Genomic DNA, 17,341 nt, shown 5'->3' with positions numbered 1-17,341 from the left:
CATGGCCGGAGGGTTACCGCGGCGTGTTGCGCGCCAGACCGGCGCCGGCGGCGCAGAACGCCGCCAGTTCCGCGTGGGTGGTAAACCAGACGTCGCCTTTGGACTGCGCCAGCCGGATGATCTCCTCCAGCAGGAACAAGCGCGAGCGATGGCCGGAATGGTGGGGATGAAGGGTCAACTGAAACAGGCCGCCTTCCTGATAGGCCATCTCCAATTCACGCTGAAAAATGCCCAGCACCATAAGGGGATCGCCATAGGGCCGGGCGGCGCTCGTCCGGTCCATGGCGAAATAGGGCGCGTCGTCGCGGATCCACTCCACCGGAATTTCGACGATGCCGGTCGGCAGACCATCCTCCAGCAGTTCGTAGGGCTCGTCGTCGGCCATCAGCGACGAGTCGTAAAGCAGCGCCATTTCGCGGGCGATGCCCAGCGTGGCCGGACTGAAATCCCAGGAGGCGGTACGCATGCCCACCGGCCGGCGGCCTGATAAGCGATCCAGCACATCGGCGGCCCGCAGCGCCAGATCGCGTTCGGCGACGGCGTCAAGGCGGGAATTAGACTCATGAATCCAGCTGTGCATAGCGATTTCATGACCCGCCGCCGCGACGGCGCGCACTTCGTCGGCGTTGATCAGCGCCGATACCGCCGGCACAAAAAAGGATGCCGGCACGTCGTATTTTTCCAGCAGGCGCAGGATACGCGGCATGCCGGCGCGCGCGCCGTACTGTCCCTGACTCAGACGTCCCGCCGACAGCCCGCCGTTACGCAACTCAAACGTCTCATGATCGGCATCAAAAGAGAGGGCGACGGCCATGCGTGCGCCGTTTTTCCAGACGGCGGGCTTCAACGACCGACCGGCGCGGACGCGATCCACCCGCTGTCGCCAACGTTCATCAGGCCACAGCCACGGCTTATCGTCCGTCAGACCCCCTCCTGACTGATGCATGTCATGTTTCCTTGTTGTTATTAAACGTTTGCAAAAAAATTAATAACGGCGCGGTATATTAATGAAATGGAATAATAAGGTGATTAATATAACCATATGAACTGTTTTGTGGTCAAGCAGTGACCGATGCGCGTAAAGGCCAATTTTTTCTAGCCTTATGCGGATGAGGAAAAAGTCGCTTCGCTGTCCAATCGCGTTAAGCGCCGGAGGGCGAACATGCTCGCCGCCGTTTGCGACGACAGCGGCCGGGCGCGGGTTTATTTCCAGCGCCCTTGATGTTTGTCTTACGTTTCAGGTCGGATCCCTGTAAAACAGAGGCGAATTCATCTTTATCTGCTGCGTTTATGGCGTCATTCTTTGTAAGTTATAGAGGGGCGGATGGAGTTGCGTCCGTCGCTGATACGCGGCATAGCGGGTAAAATCCAACCACGCTGGCGCAGGGTGGCCGTTTTGAACCTCCGCGATTTCTGTTGAACTTGGGACCTTTCAATTTATGCATACTTCGTTATCCGCATTATTGCGTATTTTTCTGTTGTCGATATTGATCGCGCCTGTCGGATATGCGACGGCGGCGGATCCGGATCCCCAGCCGGCGCAGACTGAGACGCCAGTAAAAATAAATATTGATGCTGAATTGGTGAACCTGCAAAAGCAGTTGGACAGCATTAAGCAGCAGGTGTCAGGCGCCAATAGCGATAGTAAATTCGGGGCGTTGAATGATACTACCCAGCAATTGGTCGGCAGCGCGGACGATTTGTCTACGGCGGTAACGCCGCTGCGGGCGCAGCTACAGGCCCAGTTGGACGTTTTGGGGCCGGCGCCGGAACCCGGTTCCAATATCAATGAAACGAATGAAGTGACGCGTAAACGTAATAATCTGAACGCGCAGAAGGCGAAGATGGATGCGCAGATTGAGCAAATCCAGGCGCTGCGGGCCGCCGCATCCAACCTTTCCGCGCAGATTGTTACGCTACGACGCAATGCGCTGAAAACGCAGTTGGCATTAAATTCAGGCAGTATTTTCGGCGCGCGCTTCTGGTCGCCGCTGGTAAATCCGCAGGCGGAAGATGTGCGCCGGCTCGGCGCATTTCAATCGCAGTTAAGCGACGCGCTGGCGACTTCCTGGACGCCTGAATGGCGGTATGGTTCCGCTTTCTTTCTGCTGGTCGTCGCCGCGCTGGTTACCGCCGGTCGTCGCTATATGGAGAAATACCTGACCTGGGCCGGGATTAATCTATTGCCGGAAGGACGCCTGAGACGAAGTTTTCTGGCGACGGCCAGCGTCATCTCGACCGTATTGACGATCGGCATCGCCGCGAATTTGCTGGACTACGTCTTTACCCGTCATGGTCAGGCGAGCGAGCGGGTGGAGTCGTTTCTGGATACGCTGACGCAGCTATCCGTTTTTTGTTCGATGATTGCCGGTCTGGGCCGGGCGTTTCTCTCCAATCAGCGTCCTTCCTGGCGGCTGCCGGCGATATCCAATCCGGTCGCGAAGGCGATGAATCCCTTTCCGGTCATTGCCGCGCTGCTGATTTTGCTGTTCGGCGTCATCGAACAGGTGACGGCTACGGTGGGAACATCGGTGTCGGCTACCATTATGGTGAATGGTTTATCCGCGCTGTTTCTGGCGCTGACGATCGGCATCATCGCGCTGCGCAGCGATCAGGTGCGTCGGCAGATGGTGAATGACGGCGCGCAACCGGAAGCGCGCTCAACGCTGGCCGGCATTGTTCATCTGGCGGTGCTGGCAACCACGTTCGCGGTGTTGGTTTCGCTGGTTATCGGCTATATCTCGCTGGCGCGTTTCCTGACCTATGAGCTGGTGTGGATCGGCATGGTTATGTCGTGCCTCTATCTGTTCTCGACGTTTATTGTCGACATCTGCGAAAGCGTTTTTTCACCCAACAATTCCAGCGGACAGCGCATCAAGAACTCGCTCAATCTCGACGATCGGCATCTGGCGCAGGCGACGGCGCTGCTTTCCGCCTGCGGCAAGGTCTTTTTGATTTTGATGGCCGCCGTCGCCTTGCTGAACGGGACTTTCGGCACCACCACCCCGCTGGAGCTGGTGCAGAAAGCCGTTGAAATATGGGGCGGCAAGGGGCTGGAAACGCTGAGCATCGTACCCGCCCATTTGGTGAACGCGGTGCTTTTCCTGGCTATCGGGGTCTACGTTCTGCGCTCGTCAAAGCGCTGGCTGGAGGATGAATTTCTTCCCAAAACCATGCTGGATCGCGGTATCCGGGCGTCGCTGGTGACGTTGTTCAGCAATATCGGTTATATCCTGATTATTCTGCTGACGCTGGCGACGCTGGGTATTCAGTGGAACAAACTGGCATGGATCGTCAGCGCGCTGTCGGTGGGTATCGGTTTCGGTTTGCAGGAAATCGTAAAAAACTTTATTTCCGGTTTGATTCTGCTCACCGAACGGCCGGTCAAGGTCGGCGATCTGGTGAATATCAGCGGCGTGGAAGGGGATATCCGGCGCATTAACGTTCGGGCGACGGAGATCCAACTGGGCGACCGTTCGACGGTGATTGTGCCTAACTCGCAGTTTATTTCGCAGAACGTGCGCAACATCACCATGGGGAATGCGCTTGGCGTGGCGACGCTGGCGTTGACGTTCCCGCTGGATATCGATCCCGAGGAGGTCAGAGCCATTCTGCTGGATGCCTACACGGAACATGAATCGATTCTGGACGCGCCCGCGCCATCGGTTACCTTCAGTCAGCTAACCCCGACGGGAATGGTGTTGAGCGTGACGGGCTATGTCAACAGCCCGCGCCTGGTGGCCGGGGCGAAGAGCGATCTGCTGTTTGATATTATCCGCCGCCTGCGGGCGTCCAATATTCCTCTGGCGGTGCCGCAGAGAATGGTATTGGAAAACCCTGTCGCCGGTTTGCCCGATGGCGCTGAGATTGAAGAGAAAGCGTAAAAATAAAGGCGCCCCATCAATGGCGGGCGCCTTGTCAGCGTAGCGGCCGGATTGCTATTTGACCTGCTGCTTCACCATTTCAATATAAATTTCCCGCAGGCGGCGGGTTACCGGGCCGGGTTTGCCGTCGCCGATGGTTTTGCCGTCGAGCTTGACCACCGGTAAAACGAAGGTGGTGGCTGAACTGATGAAAATTTCACTGGCGTGATAGGCTTCTTCCGGAGTGAAAAGCCGTTCCTCCAGTTTGATTTGATCATCCTCCGCCAGTTTCAACAGCGAGTGACGGGTAATACCGTGCAGAATATCGTTGCTTAACGGACGGGTCACCACGGTTTTATCGTGCAGGACGATATAGCAGTTGCAGGAGCTGCCTTCGGTCACAAATCCGTTTTCCACCAAAAAGGCATCATCGGCATGTTGGGAATGGGCGTACTCTTTCGCCAGGCAGGCCGCCAGCAGGCTGACCGTTTTGATATCGCGGCGGTGCCAGCGGATATCAGGGCAGGTGACGGCATGCAGACCGGTTTCCGCCTTCGGGTTTTCCAGCACGCCGCGCGCCTGAGTGAACAGCACCAGCGTGGGTTTGACCTCGGACGGAGGAAAGTGAAAGTCGCGATCGCCGGCGTTGCCGCGGCTTAGCTGCAAATAAATTGCGCCTTCTTCCATGCCGTTTTTTTCGATCAGAGCCTGATGAATCTCTTTCAGTTCGGCCGGCGTGACGGGCAACGTAAGCGACAATTCACGGCAGGAGCGCTGTAGACGCGCCAGATGACCGTCAAACTCGGCCAATTTGCCGTTCACCACCGCGGTGACTTCGTATACGGCGTCGGCGAAGAGAAAGCCGCGGTCAAATACCGAAACTTTGGCCTCGCTTTCCTGCACATATTGCCCATCGACATAAACAAGACGTTGCATTACAACACTCCTTAATCCTCAATAGTCTTTTCATGCAGCTTAACGCATTTTAGCCCCATAGCGCGGCCTCCGATGCGTGTATGCGGCTGCCGTCGTAACGCAATCCGTTGGCCCGGTCACGCTGTAATAGCAAAGGACCGTCCAGATCGACCACTTGCGCGCCCTGAGCCACGATAAAGGCCGGCGCCATCGACAGCGAAGTGCTGACCATACAGCCGACCATGATCTGCATGCCTTGCTCCAGCGCGCTGGCCCGCAGGCGAAGAGCTTCGGTCAGTCCGCCGCTTTTGTCCAGCTTGATATTGATCATGTCATAGCAGCCGGCGATCGCCGCCAGCGAATGGCTGTCATGACAGGACTCATCGGCGCAGATCGGGATCGGGTGGGGCAGGTCGGCCAATACGCCGTCTTTGCCGGCGGGCAACGGCTGTTCGATCATCGCCACGCCCAGCGCAGCCAGTTCCGGCACCAGTTTCAGGTAAAGTTCGGCATCCCAGCCTTCATTGGCGTCGACGATCAGACGGGCGGACGGCGCGCCGTTGCGCACCGCGGCCACTCTGGCCAAATCGTCTTTATCCGCCAGTTTCAGCTTGAGCAGCGGCCGGCCGGCGTTTTGCCGCGCGGCCTGTTGCATCTTCTCCGGCGTATCCAGCGACAGGGTGTAGGCCGTTTCCAGTACGCCCGGCGCCGGCAGATGCAAACGCTGCCAGATGCGCTGATAGTGGCGTTTGCATTCCAGATCCCAGAAGGCGCAGTCGAGCGCGTTGCGCGCCGCGCCAGCCGGCAGCCGGGTTTGCAGCTGTTCACGATCCAGACCGTGGCGAATATCGTCGCGCAGCGCGGCGATTTGCGCCATCACGCTCTCAATGGATTCGCCGTAACGGGCGTAGGGAACGCACTCGCCATAGCCGGTAACATCAGCGGAACGGAGAGCGACCACCACCACGTCGGCCTGAGTTTTACTGCCGCGCGAAATAGTGAATGTACCCTGTAGCGGCCAGCTTTCATGGAAGAGTTCGAGTTCGATCATAGGCTGGCCAATTGGTCGACGATGCGTCCTACGCCCTGGCGGAACGGATCCACCACCGGCAAACCGAATTTTTTCTCCAGGTCGGCCATCAGTTGTAATGCGTCCGCTTCGCTGAGCGCCGCCGTATTGACGGAGATGCCGACAAAACGCGCTTTAGGGTTCGTGAGATGGGCGACCGACAAATTCAAGGCCATACAATCGGCGATATCGGGAATCGGATAGTCGACGCCGCGCATGGTTTTGCGGGTCGGCTCATGGCACAGCACCAGCGCATCGGGCTGCGCGCCATGAATAATACCGGTGGTTACGCCGGCGAAGGAGGGGTGAAACAGCGACCCCTGGCCTTCAATCACGTCCCAGTGATCCGCGTCGTTGGCCGGCGCCAGCGTTTCAACTGCGCCGGCGGTGAAGTCGGAGACGACGGCATCAATGCTCACGCCCGAACCGCTAATCAGGATGCCGGTTTGGCCGGTCGCGCGGAAGGTCGCTTTGCCGCCGCGCGATAAAATTTCTTTTTCGATTGCCAGCGCGGTGTACATTTTGCCGCAGGAGCAGTCGGTGCCGACCGGCAGCAGGCGTTTACCCGAACGTTTGCGGCCATTGGCGACCGGGTAGACCTGCGACGGGTGGCGGACATCGAACAGGGAACGACCCAGTTTCGCCGCCAGTTCGCTGAGTTCCGGCACGTCGGCCAGGCGATTATGCAGCCCGGCGGCCAGATCCATACCGCTTTTCAACGCTTCGCTCAATACGGCGATCCATTGTTCTGAAATGATGCCGCCGCGGTTGGCGACGCCGATGACTAACGTTTGCGCCCCGGCCGCCCGGGCGGCGCTGATATCCATATCAGGCAAGCCGCAATCGGCATGACAGCCTTCCATGCGGTATTGACCAACACAATATTCCGGGTGCCATTGCTTAATCCCGATAGCAACCTTTGCTGCTAACTGATCGTGCGCGTCACCCAGGAATAATAAATAAGGTTTTCTGATATCCATTATTCATCCTCATAAGCACTAAGCGTAAGTCATTAATAAAGCGGTCGGATAAAACGTCATTGGCTATAAACATAATCTGCCGATTGATAATAACTGTAGCAATATAATTGTCAATAACTCCCATTGTTAAGTGATAACCTCTGATTTTTTGTCAGTTTAGTGGGGTTAAATTCAGGTTTTAACTGTTTTTATGGGATTAAATGTTGTCATTGTCTTTTATTTTAAAATCGTACGGTTTTTTATAAAATCGGCATGGGGATATTTGGATAAAATATTTTATCTCGTTGTTTTTTATTGGTTTTTCATTGTCTTGTTAATTGTTTTTATGCGCTAATTTGGTGAGCTGACTTATTATGGGGCCCCATAATAAAGCATCCGGTTTTTTTGTTTTTAATTTGTTAAGAGGAATGGTGTTTGCCGATGCCTGATATCAATAATTCTGATATTTTTACGCTGTGTCAGAAAAACAATTAATATCTCGGATCTAAATATAGAAATGGAATGATATGACCGGCATCGCCGGCCATTTGATCCGCGGTTGCCGACCGAGTGGTTAAACACGGCCGTCGTCAACCTCTATGGCGGGGATATCAGTTACGCCGCGCGGTATAACCCGCCGCGACTTCATCGGGCGCGCAATCAACCACCGTTTGATCGTCAGGGTCGCAATCTTCAACAAAGGTCAAGGCAGCAAATTCGTCGATGACCAGTTTCGGATAAGTGGGGCCGGCGTCGCGGTATTGACGCATCAGATCCAGATGGTCGTTCTGGAAACAGACGGTTCTTTCCGGGTGTTGGGCGATCCATTGCGGGAAGAAAATCACGCCGTGTATCGACCGCTCGGCGAAGTTGATGGCGACGCTGACGTCGGTGCCGGTGGGTTCATCCCAGGAAACCTTACACACCTCGTCGGCCAGCCTGACGAGATGGACTTCCTGATCCCGCACCCAGCGTCCGCCTACCATGCCGCTGTGAATGCGGTAATCCATGGTGCGGGCGTTTTTGATATACATCTCATACTGCCAGCCGTTATCGTAGGTGTAGATAAGGTGTTTGCCGATAAAACGGGTCAGGGTTTCAGGCCTGGTGGATTCGAAAGCATCACTCATGTTAAACGTCCTCTTATGTTGATTAAGGTGTGAATCACGGCGTATTCCGCTACTAATTAGAGGAGTATCAGAGGATTCAGGCGGTAATAACTATAGCAGCCAGACCAATCTCCGCGTCTGTGGCTCGCAGGTCGGCGGATTGACGCAGGCCGGTATGGCATTCCCCCGCGATGGCAGGGGAACCTATGGCTTTGCAGGATTAACCGTTGCCCATGGCGTTGAGCTGCTCATCCACAAACGCGCGGACCTCGTCGCCGTAGGGCGCGCGCATCGGGAGATTGGAATGACCCGCCGCGCTCTGAATAAATATCGGGCGGGCATGGCTAAAGCGTTTGAAACCTTCTATGCCGTGGTAGGCGCCGGTTCCCGACGCGCCGACGCCGCCGAAGGGAATATCATGGACCAGAACGTGGGATAGGGCGTCATTGATCACCAGCGCGCCGGAGAGGGTGTGGTTGCGCAGCCGGTCGATTTCCGCCTGGTCGCGACCGAAGTAATAAGCGGCCAGCGGGCGCGGCCGGCGATTGATGGCATTGATGCATTCGTCATAACTGGAATAGCCTTGTACCGGCAGCACCGGGCCGAAGATCTCTTCCTGCATCGCCCGCGCCGTATCGGGTACGTTGACCAGCAGCGTGGGCGCCATTTTATGTAATGCCTCGCTGTCCAGATTTTCATTGGCCGGGTTAAGCTCGACAATCTCCGCTCCCAGGTCGGACGCCTCTCTGACCAGTTCGTGCAGCCGGTTGAATGCCTTCGCGTTGATGATGGCGGTGTAGTCCGGGTTGTCTTTGAGCGTCGGGTAGGATGAGGCGATAAACGCCTGCGCGTGTGCGATGAACTCCCCGATTTTATGCTGCGGCACCAGAACGTAATCCGGTGAAATACAGATCTGGCCGGCATTAAAGGTTTTCGCCGTCAGGATCCGCTCGACGGCCTGACGCAGATCGCCGCTTTCAGAGATGATGACCGGCGATTTGCCGCCCAGCTCCAGCGTAACCGGCGTGAGATTCTCCGCGGCGGCGGCCATGATCTGCCTGCCGGTCGCGGTGCTGCCGGTAAACACCAGATGATCGAACGGCTGCGCGGAGAAAAAGGCGCCGGCGTTGTGACCCTGCACCGTCGAGATCTCTTCCGGGGAAAAGTGTTCGGCGATCAGCCGACACAGCAAACCGGAACCGTTCGGCGTGGTGCTGGACGGCTTGAGCACCGCGATGTTTCCCGCGGCGATCGCGTCCGCCAGCGGCCCAAAGGTCAGAACCAGCGGAAAATTCCACGGGCTGATAATGCCGACGACGCCCAGCGGTCGATAGTCGATAGAGACCTGGGTATCCGGAAAAGGCGCGCTGCGGGTTTCACTCTCTATCCAGTCGGGTAAATGGTCGTGGGCGTGTTGCAGCGCGGCGACCGACCCCAGAATATCGGAAATCAGGGTATTAATCGGGCTTCTGAAACCAAAGTCCTTGCTGTAAGCCGCCGCGAAATCCTCTTTATTCTCCTTTAGCAGGCGAATGGCGCGCAGCAGGCGATCCTGCCGTTGCGCGGCGGAGGGCGGCGAACTGCTGAGATGGCGCTTTTTGAGCGACGTCAGTAACCGGGTGAAATCCTCATAAGATGCCGGATGGTTATTGACGATGAGCGCCGCCGATGATGTTTGATTTGCCATGATGACCGCCTCTTATCAATGAGTTAGGGTTATTCGCAATAAAGACGCCGTTGTCCGGCGTCTTGTTAAGACCGTTTCTCTGTTGTGATGACGATGCGAAAACGGGCTTCGTTGCGCATCATTTTCGCGTATCCTTCCGTTGCCTGTTCCAGGCTTATCGTCTCGATTTTGGCGCGGATATTTTGCAGCAGGCTGAAGTCGAGCATGGTTTCGGATTCGCTCGGCGAGCCGGTGACCACGCCTTTAACCGAGCGCTCGCCGGCCAACAGCTCGCCCACGTTGATGCTGACGGGGTCGTTCCCTACGCCGACGATAACCAGGCTGCCGTGGGGATTCAGACCGCGCAGCAGCGGCCCGAACGTGGCCGGGTTCGACGCCGTGGCGATGATCACGTCCGCGCCGCCCAAGGCGATAAGCGCCTGCGCGGGATCGTCGGCCTGGCTATCAATATAGTGATGCGCGCCGAGTTCGAGGGCGAGCCGCTGTTTTTCGCCGCCGCGGGCAATGGCGATGGTGCGCAGGCCCATGCCGCGCGCATATTGGATGCCAAGATGACCCAGGCCGCCGATCCCCTGGATCGCCGCGGTCTGACCCGCTTTCACGCCCGACTTGCGCAGCGCGTTGAAGGTGGTGATGCCCGCGCACAGCAGCGGGGCCGCGCTGACCGAGTCCAGATCGTCGGGAATGGCGATAAGACCGTGTTGGTTGGCGAGCATGGCTTCGGCGTATCCGCCGTCGCGATGAACGCCGGTGACTTGCTGATTGGCGCAGTTGATAAAGTCGCCGCGCCGGCAGGATGCGCACTGTCCGCAGCGGCCGGCGAGATAACCGACGCCGACGCGCTGACCGACGCGCCAGCGCGGGTCGATACCTTCACCGCATTGCGTAATCCGGCCGATAACCTCATGCCCCGGCACTCGGGGGTAGGTTAAACCGGCAAAACCATAATCCACCGTAAAGGCGTCGGTATGGCAGATGCCGCAGGCTTCGACGGCGAGCAATACCTCGCCGGCGGCCGGGGTCGGCAACGGGCGTTCGACCAGTTCAAGTACGCCGTTGCCTGTCGCCTGTACTGCGCGATACTTACCGTTCATAGGCTGTATCCTTTTATTTTTAAGACGCGATGCGTCTGGTTCGTTAAGCGTTTAAACGCCATGACGTGCTGTACTTTCTCTGCTTCAGGACGTTGCGGGCAGGCCAATGCCGAAACTTGCGCGTCCGTCGGCATGATTTGCTCCCAGCTTCGCAATAAAATAGGGATAACGGGATAAATGAATCCGCGGGTCAGTCGTTGATAGCCAACAGGAGATCCGATAATGCCAATGCCGCAAACCACGCTTGAACAATGGGCGGTACTGCGTACCGTAGTCGAATCCGGCAGTTTCGCCAGGGCGGCGCAACAGCTCAACCGCAGCCAATCTTCGGTGAGCTATGCGATTAATCGTTTGCAGGAGCGGCTGGGGGTGGCGTTGTTGCGGATTGACGGCCGCAAGGCGCGGCTGACCGAGGCCGGACGCACGCTGCTGGCGGATGCCACGCCGCTGATCGAGGATATGGTCCTGCTGGAAGTGCGCGGCCGTTCGCTGCGGACGGGACACGAAGCGCAGGTGCGGCTGCTGGTGGACTGTATCTTCCCGCGTCCGTTGCTGTTTAAGGCGTTGAGCGCCTTTCAGCAGCAATATCCGACGGTACAGATAGATCTGCGGGAACTGGTGCGTCAGGCGGCGCCCGATCCGGCGACGCTGGCTTACGATCTGGCCATCAGTATGTGGGATATCACCAGCCGCAATGCCCGAAAAATGTTCGACGTCGAGCTGGTAGCCGTCGCCCATCATGCGCATGCGCTGCATCAGCGGGGAACCAGCCTGACGCAGGCTACGCTGTCGCGTTACCCGGTGGTGTTCATCCAGCATCACGATAACAGCCCGGCCGCGCTTCATACCTCGGCGATGAGCGGCCGCCAATGGCGGGTGAATACGGTGGAGGCGGCCATCAGCGCGGTGAACAGCGGTTTGTGTTATGGCTGGCTGCCTCGCCATTTGATTGCAACCGAACTGGAGCAGGGGCATCTGGCGGTGTTGCCGCTGCAAAGCGGCGCTTCGCGCCAGATCCCGCTGTGCCTGAGTTACGCCAGCCGGGAGCGCGCCGGCATCGCCACCCAGGCGCTGGCCGAACTGCTGCTGGCAGGCTGCGGGTAACGCGCGGCTTGCCGTCCCGCGACGATGCGGCGGCATGGCGAATTCGGTGGATAGGTATAAGTCGGTCATCTCAATTTACCCGCGACGATGTAGGGTGAAAAATATCCTATTCCGCCGGTAAAGAGATTAAAAACGGAATTTTTAGCCAGAAATCAATCTAAAAATTAGATTAGTTAACACAAAAAAAGCGTAATTGTTGCTATGAATTAACTTTCGGTAACATATCGTCAGCAGCAGGATAAACGGCGGAATAAGGTTAAAATAGGAGCAAAAACCGTTGGTTATACGCGACAGGGCGATCTGGCGAAAATGCGTGAACGGTCATCGTTACGCCCTTGGATTGCGCGGCGTCGACCCGCGCTGAGCGGGCGGAGCAGCCAGTTATCGGACTCCGGCGGATATCGTAAAATGTGACGGAGTTATCTGAATCGCCACCCGCGCGGCGGAAAAAATTTATCAGGCGCCGCTCGACAGATTATTCGAACTGGGATAGCTTAAACGACGGGCTCGCAAGTCGGGTTCCAGCGTCGCTCGGACGGTCCGGGCGCTCACGTTACTTCGAGGATATTATGGCTGATTCCCATTCTCCGCGCCGTTTTACGCGCATTGATCGTCTTCCCCCTTATGTATTCAATATTACCTCCGAGTTGAAAATGGCCGCCCGCCGGCGCGGCGAAGACATTATCGATTTCAGCATGGGCAACCCCGACGGCCCGACGCCGCCGCATATCGTGGAAAAGCTCTGTACGGTTGCTCAACGGGAGGATACCCACGGCTACTCGACGTCCAGAGGGATCCCGCGTCTGCGCCGGGCGATTTCGCGCTGGTATGCCGATCGCTATCAGGTGGAGATCGATCCGGAAAGCGAAGCCATCGTGACCATCGGTTCCAAAGAGGGGCTGGCGCATCTGATGCTGGCGACGCTGGATCACGGCGATACCGTGCTGGTGCCGAACCCAAGCTACCCGATTCATATTTATGGCGCGGTTATCGCCGGGGCGCAGGTGCGCTCGGTGCCGCTGGTTGAGGGGGTGGATTTTTTCAATGAACTGGAACGGGCGATCCGCGAAAGTATCCCTAAACCGAAAATGATGATCCTGGGTTTTCCCTCCAACCCGACGGCGCAGTGCGTCGAACTGGATTTCTTCGAGCGGGTTGTCGCGTTGGCGAAGCAGTACGGCGTGCTGGTGGTTCACGATCTGGCTTATGCCGATATTGTTTATGACGGCTGGAAAGCGCCGTCGATTATGCAGGTGCCCGGCGCCAAGGATATTGCGGTCGAGTTTTTCACCCTGTCGAAAAGCTACAATATGGCCGGCTGGCGCATCGGGTTCATGGTGGGAAATCAGGAACTGGTCAACGCCCTGACGCGGATCAAGAGCTATCACGATTACGGCACCTTTACCCCGCTTCAGGTCGCGGCGATCGCGGCGCTGGAAGGCGACCAGCAGTGCGTGCTGGATATCGCCGAGCAGTATCGCCAGCGGCGCAATGTGCTGGTGCGCGGCCTGCATGAAGCCGGCTGGATGGTGGACGAGCCCAAAGCCTCGATGTATGTCTGGGCGAAAATTCCAGAGGCCTATGCGCATTTAGGCTCGCTGGAGTTCGCCAAGCGTCTGCTGGCTGATGCGAAGGTGTGCGTATCGCCGGGGATCGGGTTCGGCGACTATGGCGATACGCATGTACGCTTCGCGCTGATTGAAAATCAGGATCGTATCCGCCAGGCCGTGCGCGGCATCAAGGCGATGTTCCGGGCTGATGGACTATTGCCTTCATCAAAATAGTCTGTCGCTAACGTCTACCCCGGTCTGTCGGCCGGGGTTGTCCTTTCAAGCGTTTTTCGTCCTCTTTTCATGATAACCGCGTACAGCCGCGCACTTTCCGCATAACGCCGGCTAAACCCGTTGGCGCCTGATACCGACTATGCAAGCATGCCGCTTGTGATGTCTGTATTGATTGCCGGAGCCTGACATGGAGTGGTTGACGACGTTAGCTGAAAGAACGCCGCAAGGGTGGCTGGGTCTATTGGCATTGAGCGGCCTGATGGCCGGCAGTTTTCTGAATGTGGTTATTTTTCGTCTGCCGATCATGCTGGCGCGCCGTTGGCGGGATGAAGCACGGATGCGGCCGGCGTTCGGGGATGAACCGGTCTTCAATTTGTGCCGGCCGTCTTCAGGCTGCCCGCGCTGCGGGCGACCGATCGCCATAAAAGACAATCTGCCCGTAGTGAGTTGGCTCTGGTTACGCGGACGATCGCGTTGCTGCCGGCAACCGATTTCCCGGCAATATCCGCTGGTTGAACTGGTTACCATGCTGGCCTATCTGTCTGCGGGCATGCTGTGGCCGCCGGGCGCGGCACTGTGGGGCGCGCTGATTCTATGGTCTTTTCTGCTGGCGTTGGCCGCCATTGACATCAATACGCGGCTATTGCCGGATGGTCTGACGTTGCCGCTGTTGTGGCTGGGGCTGCTGTTTAACCTGTTTGCCACCTTTACGCCGCTGGACGATGCCGTTATCGGAGCGATAGTCGGCTATCTGTCGCTTTGGCTGCTGTATTGGCTATTCAGATTGCTGAGTGGAAAAGACGCGCTCGGTTACGGCGATTTTAAATTGCTGGCCGCGCTGGGCGGTTGGTTGGGGTGGCGCGCGTTGCCCGAGCTGGTGCTGATTGCGGCGCTGAGCGGGTTGGTCGTCACCTTGTTATGGCGAGCTTTTCGCCATGAAAGCCTCGCGCAATCGCTGGCGTTTGGTCCGTGGCTTGCATTGGGGGGCGTGGCGGTTATGTCGCTGCGCTGAGGTAGCGGGGCATAAAGCGTGAAAACCGCGCTAATGAAAAAACGGGCTGAAAGATTGCTCTCAACCCGTTTACGACGCCTGAGTCGGCTAGTTTGTCATTTGTTGCACGACTTCCGCTTATGTGTGCATTTATACACTTGCCGTCGTTTTATTTTGTCCCTGTCAGGCAGTGATTGGTTATTCCAACATCAACATAAAGGCGCTCATCCAAACAACCAGACAGAATGAGATGCCCATAAAAAAATACTTCACCGATATATTCTCCAGAAGAAAACACGCCAGCAACGATCCCGATTGTGCGTTTTATTATGAAAGGGAAATATTTTGTCGTGGCATTCCACCATCGGATAAACATTTCCCCACTGTCATCACCAGGGCTCACACCAGTTATGACGGGATCGGCGCTCAATCTACGCTGAGTCAGGGGCCTAATTCAAGTGGTCATCGGCACTATATTTGCAGAAATAGCATTAAAAAGCGTTGGACGTATGCAGGCGTCATCCGGCGACAATCAGCCTCTGCTGATTATCATGCGCGAGGTCGGTCTGTTCTGGCGAGTCTCGCCGCGCCGTTTTATCGCGATTCTGAGCCGGAAGCGGCTTCTCCTCGATATTTTAACCGCCAATCGCCATGTAAATCGGGCAATAGCGATCTTCTCTGTTATCATTGCCGCAAATCACGCGTCGGTTCGTTGAACTGGCGTCGCCTTTCTGATGTCGCCTTTGGTAATAAGAGTAATCATTGTGAGTACAACCTCTTTTTCTTCCCTCGCGCTGCCGGCTGAGCAGTTATCCAACCTGAGCGAACTGGGCTATAGCGCCATGACGCCGGTGCAGGCGGCGACGCTGCCCGCCATCCTGAGCGGCGCCGATGTTCGCGCCAAAGCGAAAACCGGCAGTGGTAAAACGGCCGCGTTCGGCATCGGTCTGCTGAATCATATTGCCGTCGGGGAGTTTACTACCCAGGCGCTGGTGCTGTGTCCGACGCGGGAACTGGCCGATCAGGTGAGCAAAGAGCTACGCCGTCTGGCTCGATTTACGCAGAATATCAAGATCCTGACCCTGTGCGGCGGCCAGCCGATGGGACATCAGATCGATTCCCTGGTTCACGCGCCGCATATTGTTGTCGGAACGCCGGGGCGCATTCAGGATCATCTGCGCAGAAAATCGTTAGCGCTGGCCTCTCTGAAGGTGTTGGTGCTGGATGAAGCCGATCGTATGCTGGATATGGGATTCAGCGACGCGATTGACGATGTGATCGGCTATACCCCGGCTCAGCGTCAGACGCTGCTGTTTTCCGCGACCTATCCGGCGGAAATTGAGCAAATCAGCGCGCGGGTACAACGCCAGCCATTAAATGTCGACGTCGCCGATGACGGCGATGAGCCTGCGATCGAACAGCGTTTTTATGAGGTCGGCAAGGAACAGCGCCTTCCGCTGTTGATTTCCCTGTTAGGTGACTATCAGCCGGCGTCTTGCGTGGTGTTCTGTAACACGAAACGGGATTGCCAGAGTGTCTTCGAGGCGTTGGATGCGCGCGGCATCAGCGTGCTGGCGCTGCACGGCGATCTGGAGCAGCGCGAGCGCGATCAGGTTCTGGTGCGCTTCGCCAACCATAGTTGCCGAGTGTTGGTGGCGACGGATGTGGCGGCCCGGGGATTGGATATTAAAGATCTGGCCCTGGTGGTGAATTTTGAACTGGCTTTTGACCCAGAGGTGCATGTTCATCGTATTGGCCGTACCGGTCGCGCGGGCATGGAGGGACTTGCCGTCAGCCTGTGTACGCCGCAGGAAATGAGCCGCGCGCATCTGATAGAAGATTATCTGGGCATGCGCATTGACTGGACGCCGGCGACAGCGGTTAGCCGCAGTGAAGCGACGACGCTGGAACCGGAAATGATGACGCTGTGTATCGACGGTGGTCGTAAAGCCAAAATTCGTCCGGGCGATATTCTCGGCGCGTTAACCGGCGATGCGGGGTTAACGGCGGCGGAAGTCGGCAAAATTGATATGTTCCCGCTTCATGCCTATGTCGCTATTCGTAAAGCCAGTGCAAAACGGGCGTTGAAACAGCTACAGCAGGGCAAAATCAAAGGCAAGAACTGCAAAGTCAGGCTGTTGAAGTAAGCGTTCGGCAAATACCGTTCAGGCTGCGCGCGGGGCCTGAACGGATGTCTGATCTCATCTTCATCTCCCTATTTCCGCTATCTGAGCGATATTTCGCCAGTGAAAGACGGTAGGTAAACTGACGCATTGACTGTAAGCGGGCGAATGAGGTAAAAACTGAACAAGCGTGATAATAAATAGCTGCACCAATAAATCACCTTGCGCTGTTTTGATTGCAACATGCCGTGTCCCCAAAAAGTCGGACTGGCCATCGCAGAACGCCAACGGCGCGGCGATGAGAAAAGGATAGGGGGGGATAATACTGATACAACGCCTGTAGTTGTGTGGTAGTCTGAGGAAAAGCAGGGTTTTCCGGCTATGTCGCAATTGACTTCGGATCATGTTACGTAATGGGGAGAGTGCGGCAACATAAATTATTATTCAGATAGATCAATGACAAGCGAGGTTCGCAAACGTAACTGGCTTTGTCTGTCAAGCTACGCACGATATGTGTGTTTGTGGATTTGATTATGTTCATAAAACATCCGTTTTATTAAACAGGAATAATAGTTCATCTTGTTTTAATTTGTTTATATATTATTTTAATTCAATCTAGTATTGTAAATATATTAACACGTCG

Annotated in this window: 14 protein-coding genes; 6 read left to right on the top strand and 8 right to left on the bottom strand. The window is 56.5% G+C overall.

Translation table 11 applies throughout. The features are described 5' to 3' along the window. Positions 1 to 13 precede the first annotated feature (13 nt). Entirely contained in the window at positions 14 to 946 is a 933-nt protein-coding gene (locus ABRZ28_RS22735; protein ID WP_319605881.1) for a polysaccharide deacetylase family protein, read from the bottom strand. Positions 947 to 1,439: 493 nt separating this feature from the next. Here ABRZ28_RS22735 and ABRZ28_RS22730 point away from each other — a divergent pair, with 493 nt between their 5' ends. After that, the gene (locus ABRZ28_RS22730) at positions 1,440 to 3,884 is read left to right on the top strand and encodes a DUF3772 domain-containing protein (RefSeq protein ID WP_319605882.1); all 2,445 of its coding nucleotides are present in this window, start codon (positions 1,440 to 1,442) and stop codon (positions 3,882 to 3,884) included. Between the two features lie 54 nt (positions 3,885 to 3,938). Here the strand turns inward: ABRZ28_RS22730 and ABRZ28_RS22725 are convergent, their stop codons facing one another. The 6 genes from ABRZ28_RS22725 to ABRZ28_RS22700 all read right to left on the bottom strand — a co-directional run bounded on the left by ABRZ28_RS22725 (position 3,939) and on the right by ABRZ28_RS22700 (position 10,696). Further along, the gene (locus tag ABRZ28_RS22725) at positions 3,939 to 4,799 is read right to left on the bottom strand and encodes a D-amino-acid transaminase (RefSeq protein ID WP_319605883.1); all 861 of its coding nucleotides are present in this window, start codon (positions 4,797 to 4,799) and stop codon (positions 3,939 to 3,941) included. Between the two features lie 49 nt (positions 4,800 to 4,848). After that, a complete protein-coding gene (gene dgcA, locus ABRZ28_RS22720; protein WP_319605884.1) occupies positions 4,849 to 5,829 on the bottom strand; it encodes an N-acetyl-D-Glu racemase DgcA in 981 nt (326 codons plus the stop codon). Then, complete coding sequence (gene dgcN, locus ABRZ28_RS22715; protein ID WP_319605885.1) at positions 5,826 to 6,827, bottom strand: N-acetyltransferase DgcN; 1,002 nt, start codon at positions 6,825 to 6,827, stop codon at positions 5,826 to 5,828. Before dgcN ends, dgcA begins: the two co-directional genes overlap by 4 nt. A gap of 590 nt (positions 6,828 to 7,417) precedes the next feature. Then, the gene (locus ABRZ28_RS22710; protein WP_319605886.1) at positions 7,418 to 7,936 is read right to left on the bottom strand and encodes a phenolic acid decarboxylase; all 519 of its coding nucleotides are present in this window, start codon (positions 7,934 to 7,936) and stop codon (positions 7,418 to 7,420) included. 199 nt (positions 7,937 to 8,135) lie between these two features. Further along, complete coding sequence (locus ABRZ28_RS22705; protein WP_330521633.1) at positions 8,136 to 9,602, bottom strand: coniferyl aldehyde dehydrogenase; 1,467 nt, start codon at positions 9,600 to 9,602, stop codon at positions 8,136 to 8,138. A 65-nt stretch (positions 9,603 to 9,667) separates the two neighbouring features. Continuing rightward, complete coding sequence (locus ABRZ28_RS22700; protein WP_319605888.1) at positions 9,668 to 10,696, bottom strand: zinc-binding dehydrogenase; 1,029 nt, start codon at positions 10,694 to 10,696, stop codon at positions 9,668 to 9,670. A 222-nt stretch (positions 10,697 to 10,918) separates the two neighbouring features. On the opposite strand from ABRZ28_RS22700, the gene ABRZ28_RS22695 reads away from it, so the two are divergent. The 3 genes from ABRZ28_RS22695 (at position 10,919) to ABRZ28_RS22685 (ending at position 14,596) form a co-directional block, all read left to right on the top strand. After that, complete coding sequence (locus ABRZ28_RS22695; RefSeq protein WP_319605889.1) at positions 10,919 to 11,800, top strand: LysR family transcriptional regulator; 882 nt, start codon at positions 10,919 to 10,921, stop codon at positions 11,798 to 11,800. A gap of 569 nt (positions 11,801 to 12,369) precedes the next feature. After that, a complete protein-coding gene (alaC, locus tag ABRZ28_RS22690; RefSeq protein WP_319605890.1) occupies positions 12,370 to 13,584 on the top strand; it encodes an alanine transaminase in 1,215 nt (404 codons plus the stop codon). A gap of 187 nt (positions 13,585 to 13,771) precedes the next feature. After that, complete coding sequence (locus tag ABRZ28_RS22685; RefSeq protein ID WP_330521632.1) at positions 13,772 to 14,596, top strand: prepilin peptidase; 825 nt, start codon at positions 13,772 to 13,774, stop codon at positions 14,594 to 14,596. A gap of 177 nt (positions 14,597 to 14,773) precedes the next feature. Here the strand turns inward: ABRZ28_RS22685 and ypdK are convergent, their stop codons facing one another. Beyond that, positions 14,774 to 14,848: a membrane protein YpdK gene (ypdK, locus tag ABRZ28_RS22680; protein WP_349824368.1), complete on the bottom strand. Its 75-nt coding sequence runs from the start codon at positions 14,846 to 14,848 to the stop codon at positions 14,774 to 14,776. Positions 14,849 to 15,033: 185 nt separating this feature from the next. On the opposite strand from ypdK, the gene ABRZ28_RS22675 reads away from it, so the two are divergent. Both ABRZ28_RS22675 and dbpA read left to right on the top strand, forming a co-directional pair. Next, on the top strand, positions 15,034 to 15,291 hold the full coding sequence (locus tag ABRZ28_RS22675; RefSeq protein ID WP_319605892.1) for a hypothetical protein: 258 nt from the start codon (positions 15,034 to 15,036) through the stop codon (positions 15,289 to 15,291). 48 nt (positions 15,292 to 15,339) lie between these two features. Then, positions 15,340 to 16,722: an ATP-dependent RNA helicase DbpA gene (dbpA, locus tag ABRZ28_RS22670; RefSeq protein WP_330521631.1), complete on the top strand. Its 1,383-nt coding sequence runs from the start codon at positions 15,340 to 15,342 to the stop codon at positions 16,720 to 16,722. The last annotated feature ends 619 nt before the right edge of the window (positions 16,723 to 17,341 follow it).

The organism is Brenneria sp. g21c3, from assembly GCF_040240345.1.
In the GTDB taxonomy this organism is placed as follows: Bacteria; Pseudomonadota; Gammaproteobacteria; order Enterobacterales; family Enterobacteriaceae; genus Brenneria.
Note: the sequence above shows the minus strand (reverse complement) of the source record. Positions and strands in the feature narration are given on the sequence as shown.